The following is a 15,595-nucleotide window of genomic DNA, read 5'->3' on the forward strand; positions in this document are numbered from 1 at the left end:
GCGGACAATTTGGACCGGTTCACGGTGCGTCGGCGGCGGTTGAGAGCGCGAGTCCGTAGAGGATGTCGTGCTCAGAGGCTTCGACCTGTCGCAGATCGAAGGACGTCAGTACTTCTAGCAGGATGGCCAGGCCCGCCACGATCACGGGCGCGCGGGCGGGATCGAGGCCGCGCACGCGTTTGCGCTGCTCCAGCGGCAGTTCCGCCAGTCGGGCGCAGAGCTCGTGCAGGCGCGCGACGGTGAGGATGTGTCCTTCAACCCGGGCTGGGTCGTAAACCTCCAGTCCGAGGTCGATCGCCGCGGCCTGGGTCGGCGTGCCGGCCACGGCGATCGCCTTGGTGGCCCGCGGGTGCTCGGGGAGGCGCACATCGGCGCGCAACGCTCGCAGTTCGTCCGGTGACGGCGGGTCCGAATGCAGGTGGCGCTCGGAGTGGCGGACGACGCCGATCTGGGTGGAGGCGTGGAACAGCAGCTCGTCCTTGTGACCGATCACGAGCTCGGTGGAGCCGCCGCCGATGTCGATCACCAGCACGGGCTCGGGTTCGTCGCGCTGTGCGGTTGCGCCCACGAACGTGAGCTTTGCCTCCTGCTCGCCGGACAGGACGCGGGCCGGGAAGCCGAGGGTCTCCTCGACGCGCCGCGCGAACTCGGCGCCGTTGGCGGCGTCCCGGACGGCCGAGGTCATCACCGCGGCGGCGGGCGCGCCGTCGATCAGTTGCTTGTAGTCCCGCAGGACGTCGAGAACGCGCTGCTGCGGGGCCTCACCGAGCCGCCCGGTCGCGTCGACGCCCTCGCCGAGGCGCGTGACGATCGAGCGGCGGGTCCCGTCCGTGATCAGCAGCCGGGTGGAGTTCGTGCCGATGTCGACGGCGGCGACGCGGCGGGTCATGCCACCCGGTTGGGCATCTCGTCGCCGGCGAGCGCGGCGAGCAAGTTGTCCACGGCGAGGTCCGCCATGCGCGAGCGCGTGCGGACGGTCGCGCTGCCGACGTGCGGCACCACGAGCAGGTTCGGGGCGGTGAGCAGCGGGTCGTCGCCCGGCAGCGGCTCCGGGTCCGTGACGTCCAGGCCCGCGCCGGCGATCTCCCCGTCGACGAGCGCCGCGCGCAGGGCGTCCTGGTCGACGGTCCCGCCTCTTGACGTGTTGATGAAGTACGCGGTCTGCTTCATGCGCGCGAACTGGGCCGCGCCCATCAGGTGGCGCGTCTCGGGCGTGAGCGGCGTGTGCAGCGAGACGTAGTCGCTGGTCTCCAACAGCTCGTCGAGGTCGATGCCCGACGAGCGCGAGTGGTGGACGACGCGCATGCCGAAGCCTTCGCCGCGGCGCGCCATCGCCTGGCCGATGCGGCCCCAGCCGATGATCCCGAGCGTGTTGTCGGCGAGGTCGCCGCCGAGCATGTGGCCCGGGTGCCAGGGCGCCCAGCGGCCCTCGCGCACCTCTCGATCGCCTTCGGTGATGCGGCGCGCGATGCCGAGCAGCAGCGCGAACGCGATGTCCGCGGTGGCGTCGGTGAGCACGCCGGGCGTGTTGCCCACCGGGATGCCGCGCTGCTTGGCCGCCTCGAGGTCGATGTTGTCCGTGCCGACCGCGAGGTTCGCGACCGCCGTGATCGGGGCGGCCCGGTCGAGGAAGTCGCCGTCGACGTTCTCGGTCACGCAGGTGAGCAGCGCGTCGGCCTCGCGGGCGCGGGCGAGGAAGTCGTCCGGCGGCGGCGGCGTCCGCTGCTCCCACACGTCGACCTCGTGCTGCTCCTTCAGGCGATCCAGGGCCGGGAACGGCAGGTCCCGGGAGATGAAGACGCGGGGCATGTCGTGGGTAGGGTGCCAGGATGGACCGGCCGGTGCGGATCGGGTGCTCGGGCTGGCAGTACAAGAGCTGGAGCGGCGGCGCGTTCTATCCGGAGCGCTGCCCGCAGCGCAACTGGCTGGCCTACTACGCGCGCCAGTTCGGGACCGTCGAGGTCAACTCGACCTTCTACCGGCTGGCCAAGCCCGAGGCCGTCGCCCGGTGGGTGGCGGGAACGCCGTACGACTTCGTCTTGACCGTCAAGGCCTCCCGCTATCTGACGCACATCAAGCGCCTGCGGGAGATGGAGGAGGGGATCGCCAAGTACTACGCGGCGATCGCGCCGCTGGTCGAGTCGCCCAAGCTCGGCCCGGTGCTGTGGCAGCTGCCGGCCAACTTCAAGCGCGACGAGGACCGGCTGGCCGAGGCCTGCGCGCTGCTCCCGCCCGGGCGCCACTGCTGGGAGTTCCGGGACGAGTCCTGGTTCACCGACGACGTGTACGCGATCCTGCGCGCGTACGGCTGCGCGCTGGTGTTCGGCGATCACCCGGAGCGCCCATGGCAGCCGCTGGAGCTGACCACGGATTGGACGTTCGTGCGCTTCCACTACGGCCACCGCGGGCGGCGCGGCAACTACTCCGAGACTGAGCTGCGCGAGTGGGCCGCGCGCCTGCGCGAGGTGCGTTCGGCGGCCGAGGTGTTCGTGTACTTCAACAACGACTGGGAGGCGTTCGCCCCGCGCAACGCCAAGCGGCTGGAGGCGCTGCTGTGACGGACATCGAGCACGTGCTCACGCAGTACCGGACGTGGGCCGTGGTCGGCTGCTCGCCGCAGCCGTGGCGCGACTCGCACCGGATCGCCTCGCTGCTGCAGGCGCGCGGCTACCGCGTGATCCCGGTCAACCCGGAAGCCGGCGAGGAGCTGCTCGGCGAGCGCGTGTTCCCGGCGCTCCCGGCCGGCCAGGGCATTGAGGTCGTCGACCTGTTCCGGCGCTCCTCGGCGGTGTCCGCGCACGTCGACGAAGCGATCGCGATCGGCGCCAAGGCGGTCTGGATGCAGCTCGGCGTGATCGACGAGGAGGCCGCCGCGCGCGCCCGCGCCGCGGGCCTGCGCGTGGTCATGAATCGCTGCCCCGCGATCGAGCTTCCGCGCCTTGAAGCTCGCGGACGCGGTGCTATATTTCGACGTCCGCCGCGGGGTGGAGCAGTCAGGTAGCTCGTCGGGCTCATAACCCGAAGGTCACAGGTTCGAATCCTGTCCCCGCTATTGAGAAGCCGTCCGAGAGGGCGGCTTTTTTCGTTCTCGGTCAGCGCTCGCGCCGGAAGACGAGCAGGTGCCCGTCCTTCTCGCCGTGGAGCGCCATGTTCGGCAGCAGCTTGTCGAACTCCCAGCCCTCGGCGCCGAGCTCGTTGAGCTTGTTCTCGAGCGCGCCGCGGTCGAGTTCCTCATCCTTGCGTCCGAGGAAGCCGTGGGTGATGACGTCGGTCCGGTACTCGTAGCTCGGCATGCCGCGAGCGTAACTCGCAGATCGATTGTTAGGGCACCCTAACAAGGTTTGTTAGGGTGCCTGAAGTGGGCCGGGTGCCTGCCCGGCGTTCTCCCCGAAATCGAGGCTCTCCCCATGTCCCCTCGCCGTGTCCATGCCCTGGTCGCGTTGCTGCTCGCCGCCCTTTTGCTGTCGCCGGCGGCGGCATCGGCGCAGAGCGACGAAGTCATCCATCCGCAGGACGTGACCGTCGCGACCGGCGCGACCGTGACGCTGACCACGGGCGTCACGAGTGGGGGCCTGTTCGTCGAGTGGTACCGCGTGGCGACGCCGGCCGACGTCAAGGTCAAGGCGCTGTCGACGGACCCGAAGTACAGCTTCGTGGCGACGGCGGCCGACGACGGCGCCCGGATCTACGCGCGCATCCTGACCGGCGGGCGCTGGGTCAACACGCGCCCCGCGACGGTGACCGTCGGCGACGGCAGCGCGTCGATCGCGACGCACCCGCAGGACGCGACCGTGCTCGAGTCGCGACCGGTGCAGTTCCAGGTGGTCGCACGCGGGACCAGCCCGCTGAGCTACCAGTGGCAGCGCAGCACCGACGGCGGCGCGAGCTGGAGCGACGTCGCGGGCGCGACCGGCGCGCAGCTGCGCTTGCGGCCTGCGGCGGGCTACGACGGCGCCCTGCTCCGTGCTGTGGTCGACAACGCCGTCGGCGGGCCCGCGAGCTCGAACGCGGCAAAGCTGACCGTCCGGCGGCTCACGGGCACCGCCGTGCCCGTCGCCCACGCGAGCTTGCAGTGGGGCATCAGCCCGATCTACCAGGGCGGCAACCCGGCGGGCAACGGCTGCAACTTCTTCTCGGCGGGCAAGACGACCGGATTCTCGGGCCGCGTCGGTGACGTCCACATCGCGCATCGCACCGCCGAAGGGCTGGTGTCGGTGTCCGAGGGCACCAAGTGCTCGCCGTCGCTCGGCCAGCGGGTGCTCTTCACCGAGGGCACCGGCACGGCGAACCCGGCGACGGGCGAGGCCACGATCCAGTGGCGGGGCGCGTTCACCGCCAACGCCTACAGCGGGCTCGTGCCGTGGTACCTCGAGGACCCGAAGCTGACCGTCGCCGCCAACGGCTCCGGCACGCTGACCGCGACCGCCGGCGGCAAGGGCGCCGACCGCGAGGACCCCGAGAACCCGTTCACCGTGCCGCCGCGCGAGGTCGTCGTCGCCACCTTCCCGGATGTCGAGGTGACGGCGGACGGGATCACCGTTAAGCCGGACTACGCCGGCGTCGACTACTTCCCGCTCGTGGACGGCGTGCGCTCGACGACGTCGGCGATCTCCGACGCGCTGAAGGCGGGCAACCCGAACTGGGGCTCGTGGCCGCAGTCGTTCGTGGACTTCCACTATGAGACGGAGCTCTCGACCTACTGGCACACCAGCGGCCTGTCGGCCGACCCGGACAAGCCGGGGTACCCGTTCGACGTGACGTTCGCCGCGGCACCGCCGGTCGCGCAACTGCCGCGCGTGCTGGCGGGACCGGCCACGACGGCGACGCTGCCGCTCGTCGAGGGCCGCGACGTGACGCTGACCGCCGACCTGGAGGACGCGACGAGCCTGCGCTGGCAGCGCTCGAGCAGCGTCAACGGCCCGTGGGCCGACCTCCAGGACGGTGAAGGTGTGTCCGGCGCGACCGGGGAAGCGCTGACGCTGAGCAAGCTCGACGCCTCCTGGAACAACACCTACGTGCGCGTGCGCGCCGGCAACGACGAAGGCACGGTGGTGACGCCCGCGCTGCAGCTCATGAGCCGCGCCCACCAGGCGATCGCGTTCACGATCCAGCCCAGCGACGCGCTGACGATCGCGGGCAGCCGCGTCGAGCTCCAGGCGCGTGCGACCGGGCACCCGGCGCCGGTCGCGCACGGCGCGGAGGTCAGCCAGGACGGCGGCGCGACGTGGAAGGCCATCGAGGCGTTCGAGCGCAGCGGTGATGACTACCGGCTGCTGTCGGTGCCCGCCGCCTACGACGGTGCGCTCGTGCGCGCGACCGCCCGCAACGCCGACGGCGCGACCGCCGCGTCGGAGCCGGCTCGCCTGACCGTGATCCCGGCGACGGGCGGTCCGCAGCTCGCGCTCGCGCCGGCCGGGAACGTCGACCCGGGCGTCGCGACGACGTTCACGGTCGTCGGCGCCGGCTTCACCATCCCGGACAAGGAGAGCGACAAGCGCCACTTCTCGCTCGACCTGGGCGTGTTCACCACCGACGGCTGGCAGCCCGGCCGGCCCGGCAACGCCACGCCGCTGGCGACCTCGCCGCAGGTCAAGGGCGGCCAGCTCTACCGGGGCCGGCTCCAGGACTCCGGCGGCTGGTTCCAGGTCACGCTCACGGTGCCGGCGGGCAAGCTGCAGCCGGGCGCGGTGCACGGCGTGGGCGCGTTCCTGCGCCTGCACGACAGCGACACGAACGTGTCGACGTTCATGAACCGCGCGGGCGACGCCTGGATCGGCCTCCCGCTGACCGGCCAGGCGCCGGCAGCCATCGCCACCCAGCCGAAGAGCGTGACGGCGAAGGCCGGCGAGGCGGTGGAGCTCACCGTGCGGGCGTCCGGCACGCCCGCGCCGAAGCTCCAGTGGCAGCGCCGCGCCCGCGGTGCGGCCGGCTGGGCCGACCTCGCGGGGGAGACCGGCTCGGCGCTGAAGCTCACCGCGACGGCCGCGGACGACGGGGCCGCGTTCCGCGCGGTCGCCGACAACCGGCTCGGGGTCCCCGCCAGCTCCGACGCGGCGGTCTTGACGGTCACGGTGCCGCACGAGACGACGCCGACGCCCACCCCGACGCCCACGGCGACCGCCACGCCGCAGGCACAGGCCTCACCGCAGCCGACCGCCACGCCCGTCGCCGAGCGCACGCCGACGCCGCGCCCGCAGCTGACCGTGCCCAAGGGCCACCGCCGCCTCGCCGCGAACCGCACGGCCACCATCGCGACGGTCGCCTGCACGTCCTGCTCGGTGACCGCGCCGAAGCGGATCACGGTGAAGATCGCGGGCCGCCGGTACGCGCTCGCCGTCTCGACCGTCCACACGCGCGGGCGCATCGGCCTGCGCGTGCGTGCGCCCAGGGCCGCGGCGCAGCGCCTGCGCGGCCGCACGACCAGGCTCGCGTTCAGCGTCAAGGTCGCGACCGGCACCGGCACGACCACCCTGCTCGTGCGCGCGACGCTGGCCGGGCGCCGCTAGGGCAGACGCTGAGCCGCGAGGGCGCGCTGGAACGTCGGGCACTCCAGGTGCGACGGCGCCGAGCAGGCGGCGGCGTGCCGGAGCCCGTCGCGCAGCGCGCTCAGCTCGCGGATGCGCGCGTCGAGCTCGTCGGCCTTCGCGGCGAGCTGCGCGCGGTCGATGCGCGGCTCGCCGTCGGGCCCGAACATCCCCGCGATCTCGTCCAGCGAGAAGCCGGCGTGGCGCCAGAGCGCGATCAACGACAGCCGCTGCAGGACCGACGGGTCGAACTGGCGGCGCAGGCCGCTGCGGCCCGTCGACTCGATCAGGCCGCGCTGCTCGTAGTAGCGCAACGTCGACGGCGGCAACCCGGTGCTGGCGGTGACTTCGGCGATGTCCATCTTGACCTCAAGTCGGCTTGAACTGGCACCGTAGCCGACATGCAGAAAGAACGCTGGAAGGGCGCGGGCGGGAACGCGTGGGTGGAGCTGCAGGCGCTGACGGACCGTGTGATGACGGGGTTCGTGCCGCCGCTCGTCGACGGGCTGAGCGGGACGGTGCTCGACGTCGGCTGCGGGACGGGCGCCACGACGGTCGCGGCGGCGCAGCGCGCCGAGCGCGTCGTCGGCGTGGACATCTCCGAGCCGATGATCGCCGCGGCGCGCAAGCGGGCGCCCGACCTCGAGTTCCTCGCCGCCGACGCGCAGACGCACACGTTCGAGCGCTTCGACTGGGTGATCTCGCGCTTCGGCGTGATGTTCTTCGACGACCCGGTCGCGGCCTTCGCGAACCTGCGCCGTGCGGGCGCGCGGCTGCGCTGCATCGTGTGGCGCACGGCTGAGGAGAACCCGTTCATGACCGCGGCCGAGCGCGCGGCCAAGCCGCTGCTGCCCGACCTGCCGCCGCGCGACCCGCACGCCGGCCAGTTCGCGTTCGGCGACCCCGAGCGGGTCCGCCGCATCCTCACCGAGGCGGGCTGGGACGACGTCCAGCTCGACGAGCTCGACGTCGAGTGCGCGATGCCCGCATCCGCGCTGGAGGGCTACTTCACGCGCATCGGGCCGGTCGGGATCGCGCTCGGCGGCATCGAGGACGAGGCGCTGCGCGCACGCGTGATCGAGACGGTCCGCCCGGCGTTCGCCCCGTTCGTCCATGACGACGAAGTCCGCTACACGGCGGCCTGCTGGCTCGTACAGGCCCGCTGAGCGGCGTTCGGTTCCCCGCACCCCAACCCGTTCGGCCCCACCAACATTGGGGTGGGTGCCTGATGCCGGTCGGGCGGCGCGCGGCGAGAGTGCCGGCCATGCACGACGCACCCTCCTCCAGCCGGCGACGGATCGCCGGCGTCGCGGCCGCTCTCGCGGCGCTGGCGCTCGCCGCGCCCGCCGTCGCCCAGGCCGATTCAGTCGCCTACATCAAGTCCGGCAACGTCTTCCTCGCCACCACGGACGGCTCACGGGAGTACCAGGTCACCTTCGACGGCGGCTACTCGACGGTCTCGCAGGCCGACAACGGCCGGATGGCCGCGCTGCGCGGCGACCACATCGTCCACCTCGAGCGCGACGGCCGCGTGATCGCGGACATCGTCACGCCCGTGTCGACGACGCAGGACCCGAGCATGTCGTTCCGCGGCCCGTTCGACCCGGCGATCTCGCCGGACGGCAAGCGCGTCGCCTACTCCTACTACTGGCAGTACACGGGCTACGGCCCCGGCTGCCAGCCGCCCTACTGCTCGCTGCAGCGGCTCTACCACGGCACGGCGTTCACGGACCCGAACCGCCTGACGGCGTGGGACGAGCCGGGCTTCAAGCGCCGGTCGGGTTGGAAGGACCCGTCGTGGATCGACAACGACACGGTCCTGCTCACCGACCCGTACATCCAGCCCAACGAGGACGCGATCCTGTGGTCGCCGAGCGCGGCCGACGACAGCGGCCTCAAGCGCTGGTTCGCCGATCACGCGTTCTACGGCGAGCTGAAGGACTCCGCCATGTCGCGCGACAAGACCGCGATCGCGACCCTGGTCGCCGACGGCCAGAAGATCTCGATCGGCAACACGGTCGGTGGCTTCTACCCGGACTATCCCGAGCGCTGCGCGATGGCGCAGGACGACGATCCGAACACGCTGCTGTCGAGCCCGACGTTCGCCGGCGACGCCTCGAAGCTCTTCTGGGCCGAGAACACGACCGGCGTGCACATGGCGACCCTGCCGAAGTTCACGACCAAGGGCGAGTGCCCGAAGTTCACCGACGGCGGCAGGCTGATCGCGCCGGGCGCCACCAACCCCGACTGGGGTCCGGCCGACGTGCCGGCGCCGCGCCAGGTGCCGACCCCGACGAACCCGGGCACCCCGAGCAAGCCGGGCGACGGTGGCGCCAAGGGCGGCGGCACCACCACCGAGACCCCCACGGGCACGACGGTCAAGCTCAGCGTCACGAAGACCAAGCTCGCCGCCGCGCTCAAGCGAGGGCTAGTGCTCAAGCTGAGCGGCGCGGCCAACGGCAAGCACACGATCACCGCCAAGTTCGGCAAGACCACCGTCGCCAAGGGCAGCGTCACCGTCTCCGGCGGCGAGGGCAAGGCCACGCTGAAGTTCACGAGCGCCGGCAAGAAGAAGCTCAAGGGCAAGCGGTCGGCCAAGCTCGCCATCTCGGGCGCGGGCACGAACGCCACTTACACGCTCAAGAAGTGAGCCACTGAGGGGAGGCGGGTAGGGCGGGCGCCATGGTCCGGCGCTCGCCCTACTCTTGGTCCCTTGATGTCTGACGGGCTGCTGGCGCGTGAGGACGAGCTGGCCGCTGTCGGGCGGACGATCGACGGTGCCATGACGGGCACCGGCGCCGTGCTCGTCCTGGAAGGCCCCGCGGGCATCGGCAAGACGGCCGTGCTGGAAGCGGCGCGCTCGCGGGCGTCCGGCGCGCTGGTGCTCTCGGCGCGCGCGTCGGAGCTGGACCGCGGGTTCGGGTTCGGGCTCGTGCACCAGCTGTTGGACCGGGTCGCGAAGCCGGAGCTGATGACCGGCGCCGCCGCGCACGCGAGCGTCGTCCTCGACCCGGCGTCCAGTGGCGCCGAGGACGCGGGCTTCGCGGTCCTGCACGGGCTGTACTGGTTGACCGCGAACCTCGCCGAGCAGCAGCCGGTCGTGCTGCTGGCCGACGACCTGCACTGGGCCGACGTCCCCTCGCTGCGCTTCCTGGAGTACCTGGCGCGGCGGATGGACGGCCTGCGCGTGGCGCTGATCGCGACCACGCGCCCGAGCGAGCCGGGCGCCGCGCAGGAGCTGCTGGACGAGCTGCGCGCGTCGGCCGAGGTCGTCCGGCCGCGGCCGCTGGACCGGGAGGCCGCCGCCGCGCTGCTGGACCTGCCCGGCTCCGTGCTCGACGCCGCACTCGAGGTCACGGGCGGCAACCCGCTGCTGTTGTCCGTGCTCGGCCGCGAGGTGGGCGGCCAGGACGTCGTGAGCGCGGAGCGCCTGGCGGAGATCGGGGCGCGGGGCGTCGCGCCCGCGATCGAGCGCCGGCTGCGGCCGCTGGGCGCCGACGCGGTCGCGGCCGCGAGAGCGGCCGCCGTGCTGGGCGAACGCGCGACCGTGGAGGACGTCGCCACGGTGGCGCAGCTCTCCTCGGCCGCCGACGCGCTCGACCGGCTCGTCGCCGCCGACGTGCTCGACGGGCGCGCGTTCGTCCACCCGCTCGTGCGCGCGGCCGTGCTGGACACGATCCCCGCCGGCGAGCGCGCCGAGCTGCACCGTGCTGCGGCCCTGCGCCTGCGCGAGCGGGGGCTGCGGGCGGGCGCGATCGCTCCGCACTGGCACGCGACCGAGCCCGCCGGTGACGCGCGCGCCGTCGCCGACCTGTGCGCCGCGGCCAAGGAAGCGGCGGCGGAGGGCGCCACGGACCTCGCCGCCGACCATCTCGCCCGCGCGCTGGAGGAGCCGCCGGAGGACCGGGCGGGCGTCGCGCTCGAGCTCGCCGAGCTCGAGGTCCGCGCGCAGCGGCCCGCCGGGGCCGACCGCCTGCGCGAGCTCCTGCGCGGTGGCCTGGACGGCGACGCCGCGGCGCGCGCGCACGCCGCGCTCGCCAACCACCTCGTCCACACGGACCCGGCCGCGGCCGTGGTGGAGCTCGAGCAGGCGACCGAGGACGCGACCGACCCGACGCTCGCGCTGCGCCTGGAGGCGGCGCTGCTGGAGGCGTTGCTGTTCGTGGACCCGGACGGCTCGCGGCTGCGCGCGCGCTTCTCGGCGGGCGAGCCGTCGCTGGCCGCGCTGGCCGCGGCGGCCAACGACGGCGCGCTGCGCGGGATGCCGACGGACGAGCTGGTCGCGCTCGCCGAACGGGCGCTCGGGGGCGGCGAGCTGCTCGCCACCGTCGGGCCCGCGAGCTCGACCTGGAACCTGGTCACGCACGCGCTGCGCTTCGCCGAGGATGCGCGCGGGGCGCAACGCGCCCTGGAGGCCGGCGACCGCGCGGTGCGCGAGCAGGGGCTGCTGGCCGCGACGCTGTTCGTCGAGCAGTCCTGGGGCTACTGGCACCGCGACTTCGGCTCGGTCGCGCTCGGCGCCGCGCGCTCGCGCAGCGGCCTGGAGGCCATCCGCGCGCAGGGCCTGGTCACGACCGTTCCCGCGCTCAGCGCCGTGCTGGCCGAGAACCTCGTCGAGCTCGACAAGCTCGAGGAGGCCGCGGCGGAGGTCGACACCGACCTCGGCGCCGCGGCGGGCACGTTCATCGAGCCGTTCGTGCTCACCATCCGCGGCCGCGTGCGACTGCTGCTGCGCCGCTACGACGAGGCCGAGGCCGACCTGCGGCGCGTCGTGGCCTTCGGCGACGCGCGCGGGTGGGCGGCCCCGAACGCGGCCTTCGGCCGGCTGCGGCTGGCGGAGGTGCTCGCCGCCACCGGCCGTCACGAGGAAGCGCTGGAGCTGATGGAGCACGACGCCGCCGCCGCGCTCGCCGCCCGGCGTCCCGGCTGTCTCGGCATGGCGCTGCGCCGGCGCGCGCTCGCGCAGGAGGGCGACGAGGCGATCGCGACGCTGCGCGAGGCCGTGAGCGCGCTGGAGCCGACGGCGCTGCGGCGCGAGCTCGGCTGGGCGCTGCACGACCTCGGCGCGCGGCTGCGCATCCGCGGCGACCGCGTGGAGGCGCGGGAGCCGCTGCGCCAGGCGCTGGATCTGGCGGCCCGGACCGAGTCGGCGCTGCTGGCGCGGCACACGCACAACGAGCTGGAGGCGTCCGGGGCGCGCCTGCGGCGCGAGCGGCTCGAGGGCGTGGAGGCGCTCACGCCGGCCGAGCGGCGCGTGGCGCAGCTCGCCGCGGAGGGCCTGACGAACCGCCAGATCGCCGAGACGCTGTGGGTGACGCTCAAGACGGTCGAGGTCCATCTCGGCCGCAGCTACACCAAGCTCGGGATCGGCGGGCGCGGGCAGCTCGCGTCGGCGCTCGGGTTGGAGGGGGACGCGCGCGCGGCGTGAGGTGAGTTAGGGTGCCCTAATGCGCCCGATCGCCGTCTTGCTCCTGGTCGCGTTGCTCCTCGTGGGCTGCGGCTCGTCAGAAGAACCCGAGTCCACGCCGACGCCCGCGGCCGCCGCCGCGCCCGAGGCGACGTTCCCGCAGGTGGTCGAGCACGAGTTCGGCACCACGACGGTGGAGAAGAAGCCTGAGCGGATCGTGGTGGTCGGGCTCACCGAGCAGGACATCGTGCTCCAGCTCGGGTACACGCCGGTCGCGACGACCGAGTGGTACGGCGAGCAGCCCTACGCCGTCTGGCCGTGGGCGCAGGAGGCGCTCGGGGACGCGAAGCCGACGGTGCTCTCCCAGGCCGACGGGCTCGAGCTCGAGAAGATCGCCTCCCTGCGGCCGGACCTGATCATCGGCGTCAACGCGGGCCTGGAGCGCAAGACCTACGACCAGCTGTCCAGGATCGCGCCGACGATCGGCACCCCCAAGGGCGGCACGCAGTACTTCTCGCCGTGGGACAAGCAGGTGGCGCTCGTGGCGCAGGCGCTCGGCAAGCCGGACGAGGGCGCGAAGCTCATCCAGGGCGTCAAGGAGCGCTACGCGGCCGCCGCGGCCGAGCACCCGGAGTTCAAGGGCAAGACGGCGACGTTCTCCCAGAACGCGTTCTACGACGGTGAGATCTACGTCTATCCGGCCGGGCTCGGCACGGACTTCCTCTCCTTCCTGGGCTTCACGATCAACCCGAAGCTGACGCCGCTGGTCAAGAACCCGGGCGAGCAGGTCGCGGTGTCCGAGGAGCGCTTGGACGTGATCGACGCGGACGTGATCGTGTTCGCGACCGAGAAGGAGAGCGACATCGCGAACCTCAAGAAGGTGCCGACGTTCAAGTTCCTGGAGGCCGTGAGGGGCAAGCGCGCCGTGTACACGGACGCGACGCTCAGCGGCGCGATGTACTTCCTCACGCCGCTGGCGTTCGACTACATCCTGGACAAGCTGACGCCGGCGCTGGCCGACGCGGTCGCGGGGCGGTCGCCGGAGGCCGTGGTCGGCTCGTGAACATCGAGTCACATCGAAACGGGCGGCGATGTACAGGATGTACAGCGCCGCTTCGAGAACATCGACCCGGGGATCGCGTGGGCCAGCTCGCGACGCTCGCCGAGGGCGCGCGGCTCGCTGGTCAGCGCTCGGCGGACCAGGCGCGCCAGAGCGCCGCGTAGGTTCCGCCGGCGGCGACCAGTTCCTTGTGGGTGCCGCTTTCCACGATCCGGCCTTGGTCCATGACGACGATCCGGTCGGCGCGCGCGGCCTGCGTGAGGCGGTGCGCGACCACGAGCGCGGTACGGCCGTCGAGCACGCTGGCAGCGGCCTGCTCGAGCAGGCGTGCGCCCGCGCTGCCCGCTTCGGCCGTGGCCTCGTCGAGGACGGCGATCTGCGGGTCGCGGATGTGCAGGCGGGCGAGCGCGAGCTGCTGCGCCTGCGCGGGCGTGAGCTCGACGCCGCCGTGGCCGACGACCGTGTCCAGGCTCGCCCAGTCGGCCTTCACGGCCTGTAGGGCTGCGCGCAGGGCTTCGTCGGAGGCGGTCGGGTCGGCGAGGCGCAGGTCGTCCGCGAGCGTGCCCGCGAACACGTGGACCTCCTGCGTGACCAGCGCGACGTCACCGACGTGCGCCGTGCCGGAGGTCGGTTCGTGGAAGCGCGCGACCACCTTCGCCAGGGTCGTCTTGCCGCTGCCGGAGACGCCGACGATCGCGACCCGCTCGCCCGCCGCGATCTGCAGGTCGATGTCGTGCAGGACGGGCGGGCCGCCGTCGTAGGCGTGGCTGATGTTCGTCAGTGAGACGTGCGCGCCGTCGTGTGGCTCCGGTGAGGGCGGGTCGGGCACCTGCAGGACGCCGACGAGCCGCGCGAGCGCGGCGAGCGCGCGGTTGGCCTCGTCGATCGTGCCGAGCACGATGTTGAACGTGTCGAAGTTGCGGATGAACAGCAGCGCGCCGGCGGTGGCCGCGCCGACGGTGATCGCGTCGGCGTCGACCAGGAAGAAGCCGACGACGAGCACCGACGCGGTGCCGACGAACTCGGCCGCGTTCAGGCGCGAGCTGAAGTGCGTGGAGATGCGGATCGTGCGCACGACGGCGGCGATCGAGGACACCGACCGCGCCTCCACGCGCGGCAGCGCGGTGCCGGCGAGGTTGAGCGCGCGGATCGTCTTCGCGCCGCCGACGACGTCGAGGATCGCCTGCGCGCGCTCTCCGCTGACCTTGCGCTCTTCCGCGTAGGCCGGGCCGGCGCGCTTGGCGTACCAGCGCACCGCCCAGACCTGCACCGGCACGACCAGCAGCGCCGCGAGCGTGAGCCGCGGGTCGATCGTCGCCAGGCCCGCGAAGCTCAGCAGCAGCGTGAGGCTCGCCGCGGCCAGCGGCGGGAACGCCTCCACGACGGCCTCGGACACCACCGCGATGTCGTCCCCGAGGCGCGAGAGCAGGTCGCCGCGCCCGCCCCGCTCGATCTGCGCCGCGGGGAGCCGCAGCGCCTTCGCGACGACGCGCTCGCGCAGGCTGGCGAGGATCGGCTGGCCGAGGTAGGAGATGAGCGTCAGGCCGAGCGCCGCCAGGAGCGCCTCGCCGAGCGCGGCGCCGAGCAGCGCGACGGCCGGCCACGTGATCGAGCCCGTGCGGGAGTCGACGCGGTCGACGATCTCGCCGAGGAGCAGTGGGCCGAGCAGCCCGACGGCCGCGGCGGCGACGAGGACGACGGTGGCGACGATCGCCTGGGTGCGTCGCGGGCGGAGCAGCTCGCGGATGACGGCCCAGCACTGCTTGCTCGTCGCGACCGGCAGGGACTTCACGCGACGTTCCTTCATGGGGCGCCTACGCTGTGGTGGCCGGGTGCGTGCACCCGGTAGGAGCGGCCCGCCTCCTGGCCGGGCCCGAGACGGCTCGTCATGCGACGGCCTCCCGATACGTCGCGTCGTGCTCGAGCAATTCGGCGTGCGGGGCGACCGCGACGACCTCGCCGCCGCGGACGATCGCCACCGCGTCGCAGGCGGCGAGCAGCAGTGGGCTCGTGGTGACGAGGATCGTCGTCGCGCCGTGGCGGGCCTCGCGCAGCGCGCCGGCGACGCGCGCCTCGGTGGCGGCGTCGAGCGCCGTCGTCGGGTCGTGCAGGACGAGCACGGGCGCCTCGGTCGCGAGCGCGCGGGCCAGCGCGATCCGCTGGCGCTGGCCGCCGGAGAGCGAGCTGCCGGCGTCGGCGAGCTCGGTGTCGATGCCGTCGGGCAGGGCGTCGAGCACGTCGGTCGCGGCCGCCGCGCGCAACGCGGCCTCGGCCGCGCCGGGCACGTTGTCGCGGATCGTGCCCGAGAACAGCGTCGCCTCGTGCGGCGCGACTACGACGGTCGCGCGCGCGGCGGCCGGGTCGAGCGTCGCGAGGTCGACGCCGCCGACCTCGACGTGGCCGGGCGCCTCCCGGCCGAGCACCGCGAGCAGCGGCGCCGGGTCGTCGGTGACGACCCCGAACACCGCACCGGCGGGGACCTCGAGCCGCCCCGCCGCGGGGTGCGGCGAGCCTACGGTCGCGGGCGGCGACGGCGCGGTGGCGGGCGCCGGGACCGTGGCGGCGGGCGGCGAGGGCACGGTGGCGGACCCCGCGGCCGTGGCG

Annotated in this window: 13 protein-coding genes and 1 tRNA gene; 8 read left to right on the plus strand and 6 right to left on the minus strand. The window is 73.5% G+C overall.

What is annotated here, in order from left to right:
* Positions 1-19: 19 nt before the first annotated feature.
* On the minus strand, positions 20-889 hold the full coding sequence (locus tag OJ962_RS12205; protein ID WP_202956499.1) for a Ppx/GppA phosphatase family protein: 870 nt from the start codon (positions 887-889) through the stop codon (positions 20-22).
* A complete protein-coding gene (locus tag OJ962_RS12210) occupies positions 886-1,809 on the minus strand; it encodes a 2-hydroxyacid dehydrogenase (RefSeq protein WP_202956500.1) in 924 nt (307 codons plus the stop codon). The genes OJ962_RS12205 and OJ962_RS12210 overlap by 4 nt, the downstream gene beginning before the upstream one ends.
* 20 nt (positions 1,810-1,829) lie before the next feature.
* Between OJ962_RS12210 and OJ962_RS12215 the strand changes: the two genes are divergently transcribed.
* The 3 genes from OJ962_RS12215 to OJ962_RS12225 all read left to right on the plus strand — a co-directional run bounded on the left by OJ962_RS12215 (position 1,830) and on the right by OJ962_RS12225 (position 3,052).
* Entirely contained in the window at positions 1,830-2,558 is a 729-nt protein-coding gene (locus OJ962_RS12215; protein WP_202956501.1) for a DUF72 domain-containing protein, read from the plus strand.
* Entirely contained in the window at positions 2,555-3,001 is a 447-nt protein-coding gene (locus tag OJ962_RS12220) for a CoA-binding protein (protein ID WP_202956502.1), read from the plus strand. Before OJ962_RS12215 ends, OJ962_RS12220 begins: the two co-directional genes overlap by 4 nt.
* Positions 2,979-3,052: transfer RNA gene (locus tag OJ962_RS12225), tRNA-Met, on the plus strand. Before OJ962_RS12220 ends, OJ962_RS12225 begins: the two co-directional genes overlap by 23 nt.
* 40 nt (positions 3,053-3,092) lie before the next feature.
* Here OJ962_RS12225 and OJ962_RS12230 read toward each other — a convergent pair.
* Complete coding sequence (locus OJ962_RS12230) at positions 3,093-3,293, minus strand: DUF4177 domain-containing protein (RefSeq protein WP_202956503.1); 201 nt, start codon at positions 3,291-3,293, stop codon at positions 3,093-3,095.
* 114 nt (positions 3,294-3,407) lie between these two features.
* On the opposite strand from OJ962_RS12230, the gene OJ962_RS12235 reads away from it, so the two are divergent.
* Positions 3,408-6,506 carry an immunoglobulin domain-containing family protein gene (locus tag OJ962_RS12235; protein ID WP_202956504.1) on the plus strand — a complete coding sequence of 1,033 codons (3,099 nt, stop codon included), beginning with the start codon at positions 3,408-3,410 and terminating at the stop codon, positions 6,504-6,506.
* Here OJ962_RS12235 and OJ962_RS12240 read toward each other — a convergent pair.
* On the minus strand, positions 6,503-6,886 hold the full coding sequence (locus OJ962_RS12240) for a helix-turn-helix domain-containing protein (protein WP_202956505.1): 384 nt from the start codon (positions 6,884-6,886) through the stop codon (positions 6,503-6,505). The genes OJ962_RS12235 and OJ962_RS12240 overlap by 4 nt on opposite strands.
* Positions 6,887-6,925: 39 nt before the next feature.
* Between OJ962_RS12240 and OJ962_RS12245 the strand changes: the two genes are divergently transcribed.
* The 4 genes from OJ962_RS12245 (at position 6,926) to OJ962_RS12260 (ending at position 12,994) form a co-directional block, all read left to right on the plus strand.
* Complete coding sequence (locus OJ962_RS12245; RefSeq protein WP_202956506.1) at positions 6,926-7,690, plus strand: class I SAM-dependent methyltransferase; 765 nt, start codon at positions 6,926-6,928, stop codon at positions 7,688-7,690.
* Positions 7,691-7,788: 98 nt separating this feature from the next.
* The gene (locus tag OJ962_RS12250) at positions 7,789-9,174 is read left to right on the plus strand and encodes a hypothetical protein (protein WP_202956507.1); all 1,386 of its coding nucleotides are present in this window, start codon (positions 7,789-7,791) and stop codon (positions 9,172-9,174) included.
* 66 nt (positions 9,175-9,240) lie between these two features.
* Positions 9,241-11,952 (plus strand): helix-turn-helix transcriptional regulator, encoded by a 2,712-nt coding sequence (locus OJ962_RS12255; protein ID WP_202956508.1) that lies wholly within the window; start codon positions 9,241-9,243, stop codon positions 11,950-11,952.
* A 19-nt stretch (positions 11,953-11,971) separates the two neighbouring features.
* Complete coding sequence (locus OJ962_RS12260; protein WP_202956509.1) at positions 11,972-12,994, plus strand: iron-siderophore ABC transporter substrate-binding protein; 1,023 nt, start codon at positions 11,972-11,974, stop codon at positions 12,992-12,994.
* A 121-nt stretch (positions 12,995-13,115) separates the two neighbouring features.
* Here the strand turns inward: OJ962_RS12260 and OJ962_RS12265 are convergent, their stop codons facing one another.
* The gene (locus OJ962_RS12265; protein ID WP_202956510.1) at positions 13,116-14,798 is read right to left on the minus strand and encodes an ABC transporter ATP-binding protein; all 1,683 of its coding nucleotides are present in this window, start codon (positions 14,796-14,798) and stop codon (positions 13,116-13,118) included.
* 79 nt (positions 14,799-14,877) lie between these two features.
* On the minus strand, positions 14,878-15,595 hold a 718-nt coding region (locus OJ962_RS12270; protein ID WP_270006362.1), incomplete at its 5' end, for an ATP-binding cassette domain-containing protein.

It is taken from the genome of Solirubrobacter deserti (assembly GCF_027587175.1).
GTDB lineage: Bacteria > Actinomycetota > Thermoleophilia > Solirubrobacterales > Solirubrobacteraceae > Solirubrobacter > Solirubrobacter deserti.